The organism is Geovibrio thiophilus (assembly GCF_004087915.1).
Taxonomy (GTDB): domain Bacteria; phylum Chrysiogenota; class Deferribacteres; order Deferribacterales; family Geovibrionaceae; genus Geovibrio; species Geovibrio thiophilus.
The window spans coordinates 1174539-1190705 of record NZ_CP035108.1 but is presented as its reverse complement, the minus strand read 5'-3'; the positions used below and the strand labels follow the sequence as shown (position 1 = coordinate 1190705).

Annotated in this window: 15 protein-coding genes and 1 pseudogene; 1 reads left to right on the top strand and 15 read right to left on the bottom strand. The window is 49.0% G+C overall.

Annotation, left to right across the window (positions count from 1 at the left end):
- Nucleotides 1-10: 10 nt before the first annotated feature.
- The 4 genes and pseudogenes from EP073_RS14140 to xthA all read right to left on the bottom strand — a co-directional run.
- Nucleotides 11-100, bottom strand: a pseudogene (locus EP073_RS14140) (type II toxin-antitoxin system YoeB family toxin); the annotation flags it as partial.
- Between the two features lie 797 nt (nucleotides 101-897).
- On the bottom strand, nucleotides 898-3024 hold the full coding sequence (locus EP073_RS05605) for a Tex-like N-terminal domain-containing protein (RefSeq protein ID WP_128466184.1): 2127 nt from the start codon (nucleotides 3022-3024) through the stop codon (nucleotides 898-900).
- A gap of 22 nt (nucleotides 3025-3046) precedes the next feature.
- Nucleotides 3047-3949, bottom strand: a complete 903-nt coding sequence (locus EP073_RS05600) for an AEC family transporter (RefSeq protein WP_128466183.1) — start codon at nucleotides 3947-3949, stop codon at nucleotides 3047-3049.
- 11 nt (nucleotides 3950-3960) lie between these two features.
- Nucleotides 3961-4767 (bottom strand): exodeoxyribonuclease III, encoded by an 807-nt coding sequence (gene xthA / locus EP073_RS05595; RefSeq protein ID WP_128466182.1) that lies wholly within the window; start codon nucleotides 4765-4767, stop codon nucleotides 3961-3963.
- Nucleotides 4768-4871: 104 nt separating this feature from the next.
- Between xthA and EP073_RS05590 the strand changes: the two genes are divergently transcribed.
- The gene (locus EP073_RS05590) at nucleotides 4872-5399 is read left to right on the top strand and encodes a YqiA/YcfP family alpha/beta fold hydrolase (RefSeq protein WP_128466181.1); all 528 of its coding nucleotides are present in this window, start codon (nucleotides 4872-4874) and stop codon (nucleotides 5397-5399) included.
- A 257-nt stretch (nucleotides 5400-5656) separates the two neighbouring features.
- On the opposite strand, the gene EP073_RS05585 is transcribed toward EP073_RS05590, so the two are convergent.
- The 11 genes from EP073_RS05585 to EP073_RS05535 all read right to left on the bottom strand — a co-directional run bounded on the left by EP073_RS05585 (nucleotide 5657) and on the right by EP073_RS05535 (nucleotide 15938).
- Entirely contained in the window at nucleotides 5657-7252 is a 1596-nt protein-coding gene (locus tag EP073_RS05585) for a hypothetical protein (RefSeq protein ID WP_128466180.1), read from the bottom strand.
- Nucleotides 7253-7385: 133 nt separating this feature from the next.
- Nucleotides 7386-7859: a transcription elongation factor GreA gene (gene greA, locus EP073_RS05580; RefSeq protein ID WP_128466179.1), complete on the bottom strand. Its 474-nt coding sequence runs from the start codon at nucleotides 7857-7859 to the stop codon at nucleotides 7386-7388.
- Nucleotides 7786-9201, bottom strand: coding sequence for an exodeoxyribonuclease VII large subunit (xseA, locus tag EP073_RS05575; protein WP_128466178.1), 1416 nt, complete (start codon nucleotides 9199-9201; stop codon nucleotides 7786-7788). The genes greA and xseA overlap by 74 nt, the downstream gene beginning before the upstream one ends.
- Nucleotides 9161-9463 carry an FtsB family cell division protein gene (locus EP073_RS05570; RefSeq protein ID WP_128466177.1) on the bottom strand — a complete coding sequence of 101 codons (303 nt, stop codon included), beginning with the start codon at nucleotides 9461-9463 and terminating at the stop codon, nucleotides 9161-9163. Before EP073_RS05570 ends, xseA begins: the two co-directional genes overlap by 41 nt.
- Complete coding sequence (locus EP073_RS05565; RefSeq protein WP_128466176.1) at nucleotides 9460-10368, bottom strand: hypothetical protein; 909 nt, start codon at nucleotides 10366-10368, stop codon at nucleotides 9460-9462. Before EP073_RS05565 ends, EP073_RS05570 begins: the two co-directional genes overlap by 4 nt.
- Before the next feature lie 13 nt (nucleotides 10369-10381).
- Nucleotides 10382-10927, bottom strand: a complete 546-nt coding sequence (locus tag EP073_RS05560; RefSeq protein WP_128466175.1) for a DUF4416 family protein — start codon at nucleotides 10925-10927, stop codon at nucleotides 10382-10384.
- Nucleotides 10927-11154 (bottom strand): RNA chaperone Hfq, encoded by a 228-nt coding sequence (gene hfq, locus EP073_RS05555; protein WP_164885405.1) that lies wholly within the window; start codon nucleotides 11152-11154, stop codon nucleotides 10927-10929. The genes EP073_RS05560 and hfq overlap by 1 nt, the downstream gene beginning before the upstream one ends.
- Before the next feature lie 57 nt (nucleotides 11155-11211).
- On the bottom strand, nucleotides 11212-12126 hold the full coding sequence (miaA, locus tag EP073_RS05550) for a tRNA (adenosine(37)-N6)-dimethylallyltransferase MiaA (RefSeq protein WP_128466173.1): 915 nt from the start codon (nucleotides 12124-12126) through the stop codon (nucleotides 11212-11214).
- The gene (gene mutL / locus EP073_RS05545) at nucleotides 12123-13862 is read right to left on the bottom strand and encodes a DNA mismatch repair endonuclease MutL (protein ID WP_128466172.1); all 1740 of its coding nucleotides are present in this window, start codon (nucleotides 13860-13862) and stop codon (nucleotides 12123-12125) included. The genes miaA and mutL overlap by 4 nt, the downstream gene beginning before the upstream one ends.
- Nucleotides 13859-14815, bottom strand: coding sequence for an acetyl-CoA carboxylase carboxyltransferase subunit alpha (locus EP073_RS05540; RefSeq protein ID WP_128466171.1), 957 nt, complete (start codon nucleotides 14813-14815; stop codon nucleotides 13859-13861). The genes mutL and EP073_RS05540 overlap by 4 nt, the downstream gene beginning before the upstream one ends.
- A 274-nt stretch (nucleotides 14816-15089) precedes the next feature.
- Nucleotides 15090-15938: a DsbA family protein gene (locus tag EP073_RS05535; RefSeq protein WP_128466170.1), complete on the bottom strand. Its 849-nt coding sequence runs from the start codon at nucleotides 15936-15938 to the stop codon at nucleotides 15090-15092.
- Nucleotides 15939-16167: the final 229 nt, after the last annotated feature.

Sequence of the window (16167 nt, the reverse complement as noted above, 5' to 3'; positions counted from 1 at the left end):
GCAGACGGTATCAGTAGTGATAGCTGCACTGAAAAATAACTATGTGGCTGTTATCGATCTGATACACAAGTCTGTGTTCATGATCGATACGCCTTGACCATTTTCATACTCCTGTGTTCGTACTGACAGTCTATAATCCGCTATTTCAAATCCCCCTCAATCCCCCTTTTAAAAGGGGGAAGCTATTGCAGGTAAAAATAAAAGTACCCTCCTTTAATAAAGGAGGGCGGGGGAGGATTTTAAAAAATCCATCCATGGAACTGACATGACAGTAAAAAACCGTACATCCTGCTCCTGTGTTCATGTCGGCAGTCTTTAATCAGCTATTTCAAATCCCCCTCAATCCCACTTAAAAAAAGGGGGAAGCTATTGCAGATAAGGACAAAAACACCCTCCTTTCGTAAAGGAGGGCAGGGGAGGATTTTAAAAAATCCATCCATGGAACTGACATGACAGTAAAAAACCATACATCCTGCTCCTGTGTTCATGTCGGCAGTCTTTAATCAGCTATTTCAAATCCCCCTCAATCCCACTTAAAAAAAGGGAGAAGCTATTGCAGATAAGAACAAAAACACCCTCCTTTCGTAAAGGAGGGCAGGGGAGGATTTTAAAAAATCCATCCATGGAACTGACATGACAGTAAAAAACCGTACATCCTGTCGGTTTTTTACACACGCTCGCGCCGCAGTAAATGCGGCTTCGCTTCGCACGGCGCAGTTCCATCAATGGAACTGTTTACCTTTATCTCGTTTTCATTGTGAGTGAGACTCGCCCGCGATCCTTATCTGACCTGACAGTAAAAAACCGTACATCCTGTCGGTTTTTACACACGCTCGCGCCGCAGTAAATGCGGCTTCGCTTCGCACGGCGCAGTTTCATCAATGGAACTGTTTACCTTTATCTCGTTTTCATTGTGAGTGAGACTCGCCCGCGATCCTTATCAACGGAGAGTACACGCACATGGACGTTATCGCCGACAGAGACGACATCGGACGGATGCTTCACAAACTTATCCGCAAGATGCGAGATATGCACCAGTCCGTCATTTTTCAGACCGAGATCAACAAACGCGCCGAAATCCACCACGTTGGTCACTTTGCCCTGCAATGTCATGCCCTCTTTGATGTCCTCAAGGTTTACAACACCCTTTTTGAATATCACAGGATCGAGGCTGTCCCTTATATCTCTGTCCGGTCTTTCAAGGTTTTCCAGAATATCCTTCATGGTGAACTCGCCGAGACCTGCTTCTTCCGCTATCTTTTTTAAATTCTTACTCTTAAGCGCAAGGCGTATGAGCTCGGTATTTTTGAGAGAAACATTCAGCTTCCCAAGAAGCGAGTAAGTGGATTCATAGCTTTCAGGGTGGATAAACATTGCGTCCATAGGTTCCTCACCGTCATAAACCTTAAGGAATCCGGCGCACTGGAGGAAAGTCTGCTGACCTATGCCATCCACCTCCATAAGCTGCCTGCGGCTCATGAAGCGCCCTATCCTTTCACGCAGGGCAACGATCTTTTCCGCAGTGCTTTTGGTAAGCCCTGCAACATACTGAAGGAGGGAAGGGCTGGCGGTGTTTAGATCCACGCCCACGCTGTTCACCACGTCTTCAACCACGTATTCGAGGCTCTCGCCCAGCTTCTTGGGGTTTACGTCATGCTGATACATCCCCACGCCGATTGAACGCGGCTCTATCTTCACAAGCTCGCTCAGGGGGTCTACCACCCTTCTGGCAATGGAAATTGCCCCTCTTATCGTTACATCAAGCTCCGGAAACTCTCTGGCGGCGACTTCGCCTGCGGAATACACGGAAGCGCCCGCTTCGCTGACTATGGTATATGTGATTTTAAGTTCTTTATCCTTAATGAGCTCCGCCACAAACTCCTCGGTCTCACGGCTGGCTGTTCCGTTGCCTATGGCGACAGCGGTCACGCCGCATTTTTCCATGGACTTGAGAAAAAGCCTTCTGCTTCCTTCCACATCCTCCTGCGGCTTGGTAGGATACATCACTCCCCAGTCAAGGAGCCTGCCTGTCTCGTCCACAACAGCAAACTTGCAGCCCGTTCTGTATGCGGGATCTATACCCATTATCACCTTTCCCTTAACCTTCGGAGTAAGGAGCAGGCTCTTCAGGTTTTTCGCAAAAACATCAATAGCCTTGAGTTCCGCCTCATCCCTGAGAGTGGAGCGCAGGTCAAGTTCGGCGGATACGCTTATTGTCTTCTTAAGCGCAGTGTTTGAGCATTTCAGCGTGATGCTGTTCAGCTTCATCCCCTTCTGAGCGGAGATGCCTGTCACGGCGGCGAGACAAAGCTCCTCATCGGGATTGAGCTTCACTTTGAGTATCTTTTCCCGTTCACCTCTGAAAATGGCGAGAACCCTGTGGGGCGGCAGCGTTGTTATCTTCTCTTCGTACTCGTAGTAATCCTCATAGGATGTCCGGTCAGTGACCTCCTTGCGTTTCTCGCAGGAGACCATAGTGGTTGAGGCGTAAAGCTCTCTGATACGGATTCTGACTTCGGGATCCCGTCCTATGTCCTCGGTAATTATGTCGGTCGCCATCTCTATAGCTGCGGGAACATCCGTCACGGCTTCATTGAGATACTTCGCCGCTTCCGCTTCAAGCCCGCTTAAATCCTCAGTGCCTCTGATAAAGTCTGCCAGAGGGAGAAGTCCCGCTTCACGGGCAATGTCTCCCTTGGTTTTGCGTTTGGACTTGTACGGTGCGTAGAGATCCTCCACATCCTTCAGGGTTTCGGCGGCACGGATCGCCTTTTCAAGCTCAGGAGTGAGTTTCTCACGTTCCCTTATCGCCTCAATCACCTCTTCCTTTCTTTTTTCAAGGTGCACGATGTATTCGTATCTTTCGATAACCGCCCTAATCTCCTCGGCGTCCATTCCGCCTGTCATTTCCTTTCTGTAACGGGCTATGAACGGAACAGTGTTCCCGTCCAGATGGAGTTCGATGAGGTTCTTAACATTTGCGGTTTTGAGCGAAAATTCATTTGCGATTTTTTCGATGAACATAAACTACCTTTGAATAAATTTTTTATACCCACAGCAGCAGGTAATACCATACTGCGGCGGTCAGGAAGGAAAGAGGTATGCCTACCCCCACCATTAACGCCGTCAAGGGTCTGTCCAGACCGTTTTCGGCGGCTATTATACTTGAAGTGACCATTGGCGCCATGGCTGCCTCGAACACAGTGACCTGAATCGCCTGCCCGCGGGCGCCGAACACAAAAACATAGAGCAGAAATACAACAAGCGGAGCAAGGATAAGTTTATAAAAAAGCCCCAAGCTCAGTCTGCCGTAAGCGGTTTTTATATCGCCCAGATGAAGCTGAAACCCCACGGAGGCAAGCGCCAGAGGGGTTACCGTGGCTCCGAGTGCCCGCAGAAAATCTATAAACCACTGCGGAAAAACCACAGGCTTAAGGATAAGTGCCAGCACCATAGCCTGAAAAGGGGGGAACATCAGCACCTTTTTCACTATTTCCCAAGAACTTACTTTGCCGGACGCATACTTTGCGGCAATCATAATCCCCAGAGTCGAAAGCACGAAAAAAGAGCCCTGATCGCAGAGAACGCCTATGCCTATGTGCTCCTCACCGTAGAATGCGTTTATCATGGGGAATCCCACGAAGGACGTGTTTCCCAGACCGCCTGAAAGCATGAGACAGCCTATTGTCTTATCGTTCAGCTTAAGCATTTTTCCCACGACAAGGAAAAAGCCTGCGCCGAATGCGAAAACGGTTATCCCCATCAAAGCGGGAAAGATAAGATCCGCGCTGAACTCAAGCTGGTGTATGTAAAGCAGCGTCACGGCGGGAAAGGTAATGTTGATGATAAACTGGTTCAGAACATTCGCCGTTGCCGAAGGAAAACGCCCCGAACGCTTCATCACGATTCCCATAATGAAGCTGTAGAGCATCACAAGCATATTCGCCATATCAAACCCGCCTAAAGATCGAACTCTGCCCAGACAGGACAGTGGTCTGACGGGGAATCCATCCCTCTTGTGGCATAATCTATTCCGGCGCCGACGGTCAGCCCTGCCAGAGCGGGACTCACCAGAACGGTATCGATGCGCAGTCCCCGTTTCGGCTCACGCTCAAAGCCCTTGCTTCTGTAGTCGAACCATGAGAAAAGATCGTCCGATTCAGGATGAATGAGTCTGTATGTGTCCTGCATTCCTATGGAGTACAGCTTACTCATCCACTCCCTCTCTTCGGGGAGAAAACAGCATTTCCCCTCTTTGAGCCATCGCTTCACGCTGTCCGCCCCTATCCCGACATCAAGGTCGGTATAGGCGACATTGAAGTCACCCGTAAGAGCGTAAAGGTCCGTCTCTTTGAAGTTTGATTTTATATATTCCGCCACGCCTGTGTAAAACTCACGCTTCATGGTGAATTTTCTTTCGGTGTCTCTGCTCTCCCCTTGGGGAAAATAACAGTTTATAACGCTCAGTATTCCCTTCGGTGTTTCATAGCGGCACATTATAAACCGCTTCTGTTCACCCTCGGCGGGTATGCCCTTTACCGTTCCGGAGGGTTTCAGTTTAGAGAGAACCGCAACGCCGTAGTGGGTTTTCTGCCCGTAATATTCGCTGTGAAATCCCATCTCCGCAAACTCTGCCGCAGGAAAAAATTCGTCTTCAGTCTTGGTTTCCTGAAGGGCAATTATATCTGCTCCGTTTGACGCCGCAAAGGCTGCGATATGCGCTGTTCTTTTCCTGACGCTGTTAACATTGAATGAGACTAATTTCATAATCACTTCCTTAATTTCGGCTTTTCAGTTTACTAAATTTTGCCCATTATAATCAAGAGCGGTGTTTGAATTTGTGTTATAATAAAAATTGTCAGAGAGGGGATATGAGAATACTTTATTTTCCGGGACTAGCCCATGTGGTTGAAAAATCAGTGAATACAAAAAACAGCCTTAAATATATCCATCTCGCGCGCCATTTCACGGTAGATATTTTCCCCTACAGTCAAACACCCGAACTCAGCGATGCGGACGGCTATGACGCTCTGGTAGGTTCATCCTTCGGCGGGTACTTCGCCCTGAATATGGCGGTGCGTAAAAACATCACAGGGATAGTCGTAAACCCCTCTTTTTATCTGGATCGGCGCATCCGCATGCTCAAAGTCACAGGGGACGGGCTTGACCATATAGATGAAGACAGACTTATAAACCTCAAATGCACTGAATCGCTGAAAAAGAACGGACAAAACCTGCATATTTTCATGAACATGGATGATGACGTGATAGAACCGGCAGGCATTCAGCATGCCTGCGATGAATACGGAATCAACTTCTATCCCTTCAAAACCGGCGGTCACGAAGCCCACAACTTTGAAAAGCAGATGCTGCCGAGAATAATCAAAATTTTAAAATAACAGTTCCACGGATGGAACTGCGCCGTGCGAAGCGAAGCCTTGCCTTGCAAGGCACGAGCGTGTATCCAAAATTTCCAAGGATGGTAAATTTTGGATTGTCAGGACAGTTGTTGCGCCGTGCGAAGCGAAGCCTTGCCTTGCAAGGCGCGAGCGTGTATCTAAAATTTCCAAGGATGGTAAATTTTGGATTGTCAGGACAGTTGTTGCGCCGTGCGGAGCGAAGGGTGGCTCTGCCAACAAGTCAGCACAACCGCCCTTTAAAACTTCACAACCTTCGGCACGTTTTTAGCGAACTGAGGCATAGTCATACCGATTGTAGCGTTTATGTATGTCGGATCTGTGACTGTGTAGCGTTTCCCCTCAAAAGTGACGGAATCCCCTTTCACATTGGTCTTAAAGGCGACAGCAGCCGCTATATGCCCCGGATAATCCAAAAATACCGCATCCAGATTAAGCAGGTTTTTCACCAGATATGTAAAGAGTATGCTTCTGTCCTCGCAGTCGGAGTATGGATAATAGATCGTCTCCATGGCAAAAAGGAATTTTTCTCTGCCGAACTGCTGATCATCCGTAGCGTATTTGAACGCTGTCTGCACGAACTTGAGGAGTATGTTCACTGCCTCTTCATCGGTTTTACCTTTTATGATCGGCGCAAGCTGAGTAAGCAGAGGCTTGCCTGCCCAGTCGGGAAGCCCTGCCTCGGCATAGAGGTTCACATCCGTCTGCGGGTGGTATTTAAGATAGATTATATCATTCATATTGTAGGGAACTTTTATATTAAAGGTCTGCCCGCCGTAGGAGAAACTCAGGTCCCGCTCAGAAACTTTTCTGCCGAGATCAGGGTAATCCGCCATGCGGAAGTCCATAGACCTGTCCGCCTTCGGATAGCTTTTCTCATAGGTGTAGACGCTGCCTAGGTTGTTGATGAAGCCGTCTGCGGATACGGCATAATATCTTTTGTCATCAAGCGTGAAAAATGAAACCCCGTAGAGCTTGGTGCTTGCCGGAACAAGGAGGTAAACGCTGTCCTTGTCGTAAGCGGTTCTGGTTTCGTAGCCTGCTTTGCTGAGAATAAACCATGTGAGCAGCACCTTACCGTTTCTGTCGGCGGCTATTTTGCCTGCTGTCTCACTGACAAGGAGTATGAATCCCCAGTCGGTCATTTTAAGCTCTTTTCTGTATTTTAGAAGGTTGTTCATAAGCGGTTCATAGTCGGAGAGGGCTGCCTTTTCCCAGAATTCGCCGAGCTTCTTTCCGTTCAGGGGAGCTTCCGCACCGAGCTGAAGTTTCGTATCATAGCCGACCTTTATTGCGCTTCCGAAGAAGACAAACTCAAGGGGTCTGCCCTTGATCGCCGGCGGAGCAGCCACAACAGGAGCCGGAACGGGTACAGGCACAGGCTGAGGTACTACCGCAACATACGGCTGCGGAGCAGGTTCCGGCTTCGCAATGGGGGCATCAGGCTTTGGTTCAGGCTTCACAACAGGCGGCTCAGGTTTTGCAGGGACAACAGGCGCGGGAGGAGCGGGCGGTGTCGGTTTAGCCGGTTCGGGAACCACTATCGGTTTCGGCGGCGTGGGTTTTACAACGGGAACGGGCGCTTTCTCCACGTGAGGCGGCGCAACGGGCATTTTGATCGGCTTAGGCTCATCAATCTGCTTGATCGGTTCTTCCGTCTCTACCCTGATCCACATCTCCTTCAGAAAGGCTGTGAACTCCTTGTCTCTTTCGTCCTTAAACTGCTGAAATTCATCCATCTGCGATTTCATATATTCTTCAAATGTTTCAGCGTTTATCACTGAGAATGTGGAAAATACTGTGAGAATTATTAAAGCTGTCCTGCCGAAGCGCATAGTTTCCTCCTAAGCGTCAAGAAACCTGAATACAAAGATATTATACAGCTAAAATAATCTCGGAGGGATATAAAAGTACAGGTAAAAGGAACAAAAAGCGCCCCCTGAAACTCAGAGGGCGCCTGTAAAAGACTTACTTAAAGGATACTTCAATAATTTTGTATTCTATCTCACCGCCGGGAGCCTGAACAATGGTCTCGTCTTCGACCTTTTTGTTAACGAGAGCTCTCGCGAGAGGTGAGAGGATCGAGATTGTGCCGCTACTGATGTCAGCCTCATCCGGACCAACGATTTTGTAGGTTTTTCTCTCTTCCGTGTCAATGTTTTCCACTGTCACCGTGGCACCGAAGATGACCTTCTCGGAAGTGAGGGCGGATATATCGATAACGTCAAACCTGCCGACTTTGCTTTCCAGCTCGGCAATACGCGCTTCTATCATCCCCTGCCTTTCCTTGGCGGCATCGTATTCGGCGTTTTCGCTTAAGTCGCCGTGGCTTCTCGCCTCAGCGATAGCTTCCACCGCTTCTTTTCTTTCAACCGTTTTGAGTCTCTCCAGTTCCTTTTTGATCTTTTGAAACCCTTCTCTTGTTATCGGAATTCTTTCCATTGCCATCCTCCGAAAGTTTCCTGCCGGTGACGAAGGTGTTAATATAGCCGTCATTGAATCTAATTTCAAGTTCATCTTCTAGATGGACGTCTTTTGCCTTCCTGACCAACCTGTTCTTTGCACTTACCAGCGCATAGCCTCTTTCCAGAGCCTTTTCGGGGCTAACCCCGCCGAGCCTCGCGCTGAGAAGCTCCAGTTTCTGTTTATTTTCCTTAAGAGAGTCCAGCGAGAAGGTTTTAAGCAGCCTTACTGCGCTGTCCGTTCTGTTTCTCATTCTTTCTATACGTATTCCCGGATGGTGCTTTCTGATAACCGTGCCGCACGTATCCAGCTTTCTGGAAACGCTGAAAAGCTTTTCCCTCATTTTTGAGGCTGCCCTTTGCTCTCTTGCACCGAGCATGTTTTTAAGGGAAGCTATCTTAGCCGCAGGGGACGAAGCGCCCAGCCTCCGTCCGAGAAAATCCATACGCTGGTTCAGGCGGTTCACCCTGTTTTCCATGAACGAAGCGAGCCTGTCCTGATACACGGCAAGCTCTTTTTCCCTGACAGCGTAACTCTCGGAAAGCTTCACAGCTGCGGCTGTCGGTGTTGCCACCCTCAAATCCGCCGTGAAATCGCATATGGAGAAGTCCCTCTCGTGCCCGACAGCGGAAATACAGGGAACCTCAGTCGCCGCAACGGCTCTTGCCACGTTCTCCTCGCTGAAAACCGCCAAGTCTTCCAGTGAGCCGCCGCCGCGCATAAGTACGACAGCGTCGTAAACCTTTGTGAGGCTGCCTGCGGTGTTCAGCGCCTTTATAATCGGCAGAGCCGCTTCCTTGCCCTGCACCGGCACAGCCCATATGTCTATCACAAACCTGCCGCCGGTCTTTTCGGCGGTGGTTATAAAATCCGTTACAGCCGCCCCCGTGGGAGAGGTTATGAGGGCTATGCGCTCAGGGAGTTCGGGGATGCTTTTCTTGCGTGCTTCGTCAAAAAGCCCCTCAGACTCAAGCCTGCGTTTTGTCTCTTCAAATTTCTGCCAGAACAGCCCCACAGAATCATACTCAATCTTGCGGGCTATTATCTGGTAGGCACCGTCAGATTCGTAGAGCTTAAGCTCGCCCGTGACTTCAACTGAGTCCCCGTTTTTGGGCGTGTATGAGCGGGAAGAAACTGAGGCGCTTTTAAACATCGCAACCCTTATCTTCGCCTTCTCATCCTTCAGAGAGAAGTAGACATGCCCTCTGGGAGAAACGGAAAATCCGGTTATCTCCCCTCTGACGGTGACTGTATCCCTGAACGTGCCTTCCAGCAGGTTCTTAATTGCTTCGGTTATCTCCGTTACTGTGAACTGTTTCATTTCCCATTATATAGATGTCCTCATCCGGCGAGCGCATATTCAGCTCTTTCCTTATGAGAAGCTCCAGATATTCCTTATCTTTTTTTATTAACTCAAGTTCTTTCTGAAGGCTCCTTATTTTGGAGTCCATCTCCATTATCTGAGATTCATAAGTATTTTTCAGCCCCACGAGCTCCCTGTATTTCAGCACGCCGTTGTGACCGAAAAAAAGGTAAAGCACAAGTCCCGCTATGAGCGCAAAGTAAATTAATCCTGCTTTCATGGTTTTTTCGCCTTCTGCTCCACAATTCTCGCCGCGGCCTGTCTCAATGTGGCGGGCACTTCCTTTGATTTGGCAATGCGCTCCACATCCTGACTCATCAGCCTGCCCACCAGCCCCATTGTTATGTCCAGCGGGGTTTTGGGGTTTACTGCCATGGCGCTGATGATATTATAGCTTTTCATCCATTCCTTGTTCAAGGCAACTTCACGGAAAATATGCTCCGACGTGCTTTTGCTTTTCATAAGGAACTCAACCTCTTCCTCCGTCATGCGGGGGTTCCGCATAACAGCGCCGGAAATCTGTTTGTTCGGACTGCGGACAAGAAGTCCCCGTGCCTGCTTGTTCCCCTTGGAGGCAAGCTTTATCTTCTGGGCGATGCTCATTTTCTGAATCTGCCCGTAAAGGTTTTCCTCAAGCTCTTTTTTTTCCTCAAAATCAGGCTGCCAGCCTGTTATTCCAGTGACCCTTGATGCTGTTTTGTCGCTGATAAACGGATTTTTCAGCAGTATGACAGCGAGAGAAGGCTCATCCACCAGAATATCGGCATCGGCAAGCTTTTCCAGTATCTCTTCCTCGGCGGACTGGGCAAAAGCGGAGAAAATATCCGTTCTGAGTCCTTTGTTTGCCGCGGCGGCATTAAAAAATTCAGGCGAATTTTTCATCATCCGGCAGAGAAATATAAACAGCTCCCCGCTCAGAGAAGGCTCCGTGCACAACGCTCCGTAAAGGTCAGTCCTGCCCCGCAGCCATTCGTAAAGAGGCTTTGCCAGACTTCTTCTCTTCTCCAAAACGCATTTAACCCACAGAGGTTCATCCCCTGCGGGCACACAGTTTTCCGAGAAAATTTCCGAAGCGGCGCCGTCATCCGTTTCAAGGTTAAGAAACGAAGAAGTGGAAAAGTCCATACCGCCCTCTGCTTTATTCAGATAAACCCGCCGCGGAAGTCTCCGCGATCAGGTAGTTTCTCACTTTTTCAAAAAGCTCCAGCGCCTGCGGAAAAGTATAGTCCTGAAATGTCCACGGCAGAGGCTGGTAGGCGTTTTTCCTTCTCTGAAGCTGAAGGTCGGCGTATATGCGTCCGCCTATGTATATTCTGTGGGTAAAGTTCTTTGTGCTGGCGGCGACAACTTTTTCAAGCGCCACATAACCGGGATCTACGTTTATAAACCTTCTTCCGTCCTTCATAAGGCTGTTCTCAAGCTCCACAGCCTTAATCTTGAACTCCGCCAGTCTTTCAGGCGAATCTATAAGCCCGTACCCCGCAAAATATTTGGACTGAGGTCTGTCCATTTCGGGAGTGTAGTATTCCGTATGGCTGAAATCAAACTCCGGAGACTTAAATAAGGGCTGCCCGAAGATGCTGACGATGGCGGTATCAGGCTCGGGAAAATGTTCCCTGTTATACAGAACCGCATTGAAGTAAGCAACCTTTAAAGGTTCTCTGAAACCGCCGCCGAAAACCATCAGGCCATTTCTATTTCGTCGATTTCCTCAGAGGGTTCGATGGTGGAAACTGCGTGTTTGTATATCATTTTCTGAGAATCGTCCTTCAAAATGATCACAAAGTTGTCAAACCCTTTTATAAGTCCTTCGATCTTGACTCCGTTAACCAAATAAATAGTCACAGCGATGCGTCTTTTCCTTATATGGTTAAGAAAGACATCCTGAATATTGACTTTTTTGCTCATAATACCCCCGGGAGTAATAATAACGTTAATTCACAAGTATAAGTCGCAGTTAATTTTTTTTCAAGCCCAATAATCACGTATGAAGGCGGAAAGCCTTGACGCGTTTTCCTCATCTCCGGCACGGAGTTCCGTCAGTCCGTCCATATGCCCGAACCATGTAACCTGACGCTTGGCAAAATTGCGGGTCTTCTGCTGAACCGCAGACACAACGGACTCAAAATCCGCCTCGCCTTTTACCAGCGCCGCAGTCTCTCTGTAGCCTATTGCCTTGAAGGACTGCATATTTTCATTGTACCCCTTAAGAAGCAGATCTTCAACCTCGCCTGTCCAGCCCGCTTCATACATCCTTACAACCCGTTCATTTATACGGGCATACATGCGTTCCCTTTCATCAGTAATAAGAAAGACGGAATATTTATGCTTGGGGTTAACGTGAAAAGCCTTCTGCGCCTCACGTACATTCATTTTACAGAGCCGGTTTATCTCAAGCCCGCGGATTATCCTTGCCTTATCGGAAGGCGGAATGGATGCGGCAAATTCAGGATCAATTGATTTAAGCCTCTCGTGCAAAAGGGCGAATCCGTGTTTCCCCCCATCCTCCTCCAGAGCGGTTCTGAAATTATCATCACGCTCCGGAGCGTTAAAAATTCCTTTTATCAGTGTCTCTGCATAAAGCCCTGTTCCGCCGGCGATTATGGGCAGCTTGCCCCTTGAGATTATATCAGCGGCAATTTTCTCCGCATGCTCAAAGAAATCTCCCGCGGAGTAGGTCTGATCAGGGTCAAGAACATCTATGAGATGATGCCTTACAACAGCCAGTTCTTCCTTGGATGGCTTGGCTGTGCCTATATCCATGCCCCGGTATACCTGATAGGCATCGGCGCTGATTATTTCCGCGTTGTGACGCAGTGCAAGCTCAATGGCGAGAGCAGTTTTTCCGGTTCCTGTGGCTCCCGTTATTATGGGAACAATCATCTGTTAAATTTCCTGAACAGGGTTTCTTTGTCAATAGAATAGGTTATGGGTCTGCCGTGAGGGCATGTGTGCGGATTGGAGGTTTGCAGCAGGTCAGCCATTATCCTGTCCATTTCGGGGAATGTAAGCTTGTCGCCCGCTTTCACGGCACATTTGCACGACATGGTGAGAATCCTCGAATCCTCCTGCCTGCCCTTGGAGCATTCAACCATCTCGGAGAGCATCTCCCTTATCTCTTTCTCTATGTTACGCTTGAGAATATCCGCCGGAACACGGACAATTTTTATGCTGTCCGTGCCGAACGTTTCAAGCCCGAAGCCGAATGCGGCTAGATCCTCGGCGTTCTCTTCCGCCGCTTTTATCTCTTCCGTGTCCGCCTCTATAACCATGGGCTCAAACAGCACTATGGACGGGATGTTCACGTTCTTTTCATTGAGGAATTTCTCATACAGCACACGCTCGTGCGCCACATGCTGATCCACAAAAAACACGCTGCCGTTCATCTCGCAGATTATAAGTGAGTCGAAAGCCTGACCGATTATACGGAACGGGCGCTGCTCGTAAACAGATTTCTGTATGGACGGGTGATCTCTGTATGTATTTGAGTAAGCAGGCTTCTCCTGCACGGTTTCCATAACTGAGGATATATCGAAGGAAGGTCTGGCTTCTGCCACGAAATATTCCTTCGGCTCATGCGCTTCGCCGCCGAACCAGTCAGGAATCACGTTCACTGCGGATTCTTCTTCTGCCGGAGCATTTTTCTGACTGTCCAGAGTATCACGGACGCAGTCATGCACCATACCGAAAATATCCCTTGAATTAAGCATTTTAACAACAGCTTTGGCAGGATGCACATTCACGTCCACATCCTCGGGGCGAACCTTTATCTCCACTGCGCAGGCGGGGTATCTGTTTTCGGGAATAAGCCTGTGGTAAGCCTGAACAACCGCCTGAACAACGGCGGCGTCCTTCACCACACGACCGTTCACGGCGACTATCATCGCATCCCTTCTGTAGCGCTGCACTGTGGGCAGACTGGCTGCCATGCGAACGGAAACGCCGCTGTATTCTTTCTCTCCGTAGGCTAGATCATCAACACCGAGAGCGGTCTTCGCCTTCTGAAGAAAGCTTTCGTCACGTCCGGCGGAGAACACTTCCTTGGAATTGCTCTTCACACGGACTGCGACACCGTCCGTAAAAACGGCAAACTGTTTCACAAACTTGATTATTTCCCGCTCAAGCCCCTGCGGGCTGCCGAAAAACTTGAGCCTTGCGGGAACATTGCGGAAAAGGTCTTTTACTGTGACGCATGTCCCCTGCACTGAGGGAGCGGGGCGAAGAGGCTCGGGAACGCCAAACCTCATCCTGAGTTCGTTCCCCTCACCGTTTCTGGCGCTCATTATGGAGAAATCGCTTACGGATGAAATGGCGGCAAGGGCCTCTCCTCTGAAACCGTAGGAATGTATGCTGTAGATGTCTTCAATGTCTCTTATTTTGCTGGTGGCGAACCTTTCAACAGCGGCAGGCAGATCCTCCTTAAGGATTCCCCGCCCGTTGTCGGTTATGCGTATGAGGGAGAGCCCCCCCTCTTTGATCTCAACCGAAATACTGTCCGCACCAGCGTCCGCTGAGTTTTCCATCAGCTCCTTGACGGCGTTGAGCGGCTTTTCCACCACCTCGCCCGCCGCAACCTTATTAGAAACGCTTTCGGGAAGGCGGATGATTTCGTTCATCATATCTCCGCGAAAACACCCATGTTGCGGAATTTTTCATATCTCTGTTCAAAAACCTGCTTGGGTGAGAGAGATTTAATCTCCTTCAGGTGGCGGGAGACAACGCTTTTAAGAGTGTGCGCCGTCTGGTGGTGGTTCCTGTGGGCTCCGCCGAGAGGTTCTGTAACAATTTCATCAATGACTTCAAGCTCTTTGAGATCCTGAGCGGTGAGCTTAAGCGCTTCCGCCGCACGCCCTGCGTATGAGGCATCCTTCCAGAGGATAGACGCGCAGCCTTCGGGGCTGATGACGGAATATGTTGAGTGCTCAAGCATAAGAACACGGTTGCCCATAGCGATAGCAAGCGCTCCGCCGGAACCGCCCTCACCGGTAATCACCGTAATCATCGGAACAGTGAGCTCCGCCATAACCATAAGGCTTTTGGCTATGGCTTCCGCCTGCCCCCTCTCCTCCGCTTCTATGCCCGGATAAGCGCCGGGCGTGTCCACGAATGTTATTACGGGTCTGTTGAATCTTTCCGCGAGGTCAAACATCCTCTGCGCCTTGCGGTAGCCTTCGGGACTTGCCATTCCGAAGTTCCTGCGGATGTTCTCCTTTGTATTGCGCCCCTTCTGATGACCTATGACCATCACAGGGGAATCATTGAAATTTGCCATTCCGCAGATTATCGCCTGATCATCCTTAAACAGCCTGTCACCGTGGAGTTCCAGAAAATCCGTGAACATCAGCTTGAGAAAATCAAGGGTATAGGGGCGTTCGGGGTGGCGTGCCACCATAAGCTTCTGCGAGGGAGTGAGCCGCTGGTATATATTTGCTTTTACCCTCTCAAGCCTTTTCTGGAGAGAGTCCATCTCCTTCTGCATTTCAGTGTCGGAAAGGGATGACATATTCTTTATTTCAGCTATTTTATTTTCTATCTCAATAATCGGGGCTTCAAAATCCAAGGGCGCTGCCATTACTACACCTTCCTTAAAATATTGCGGACAGTGCCTGTCCGTTATTTAAATCCATTGTATATTTCTTTGCTCCGCTGAGCTCTTATAACTATATAACAGTTCAGCGTAAAAAAGACAATTTCTATGTAAATAGGTTCTGCCTATCCACCGTATCGAATGTTTATATAAGCGTTATCTGACAACTGCAAGACAAATTATCACGGAACAGACCTGCCCTTTAGCCGGAAAATCCTGCGGAAGAGTTTCCCCCGCAGGATTTATATTTTAAGGTCTTCTATTTGAAAGTTTCGATGGCAAGGTCAAACATAGGGGGTTTAAATCCGCCCACAAGTTTGCCGTTAAAGTAAAGAGCCGGTGTTCCGGTTACGCCCAGAGCCTGAGCCGTCTTCATCTGCTCGGCAACCTTCGCCGCTGTCGCGTTGTCGCTCACAAGAGCTTTAAATGCAGCCGCATCGGCAGTTTTCGCCGCGAAATAGTCAACTATCTCTGCATCTGTTTTGGCGTCAAAATCGGGTGTGGTGCTGTAAAGCTCATCGTAGAAGTTAGCGTTCTGCGCCATTCCCGCTTCAAAAACTTTCGCGTAAATCTCCGCTTTCGGGTGGAAAGCAAGAGGGAAGTGCATGAAGTATATGGCAACGTCTTTACCTGCGAGTTTTTCTTTCAGGTATTCGTGCGTTCTTCTGCAATAGGGGCACTGGAAATCGCTTATTTCGACTATGTAGTTTTTAGCGTCTTTGCTGCCGTACGCGAGTGTAAGCTTGCTGAGGTCAATGTTGGCAGCGGGAGTGTTTTTGAAGACAAGTTTGTCTTTTATTCCTGCGCCAGTGGCAACTTCGGTAATATCGGGAATGATGTACCTGCCGTCGGTAAATACATACTGCTCCTGACTTCTTTCAGCATCTTTGAACGTGAGCTTCACGAATTTGAGAGCCTCGACACCTTCAACAGGCTCAATAACCTCAACTTCGTAAGTTACATCGTTCATGTTTTTTGAGGAAAAAAACTTACCGAGGTTTTCCTTCATAACTGCGGAAACATCCGCTTCGGGTTTCGCGGCTTCCTTCTGTGCGCCGCATGCTGCGAGAGAAACAAGCAGAAGAACGGCCAAAATGCACTTTTTCATAAACACAAGCTCCTTTTAAAATAGTTAGCAAAGCTAACTTAAAGACAGCAAACGCTATCATATGTTCCGTAAAAAGTCTAACTTTCAGTAAAAATTTCACCATCCTTGGGAAATTTTTATACACGCTCGCGGTCTGCAAAGCAGACCTTCGCTTCGCACGGCGTCGGCACTTCCTGTGCCTCCATGGGACATACGCCTTCGTCATGAAGCAATCTCTTACCTTCTACTT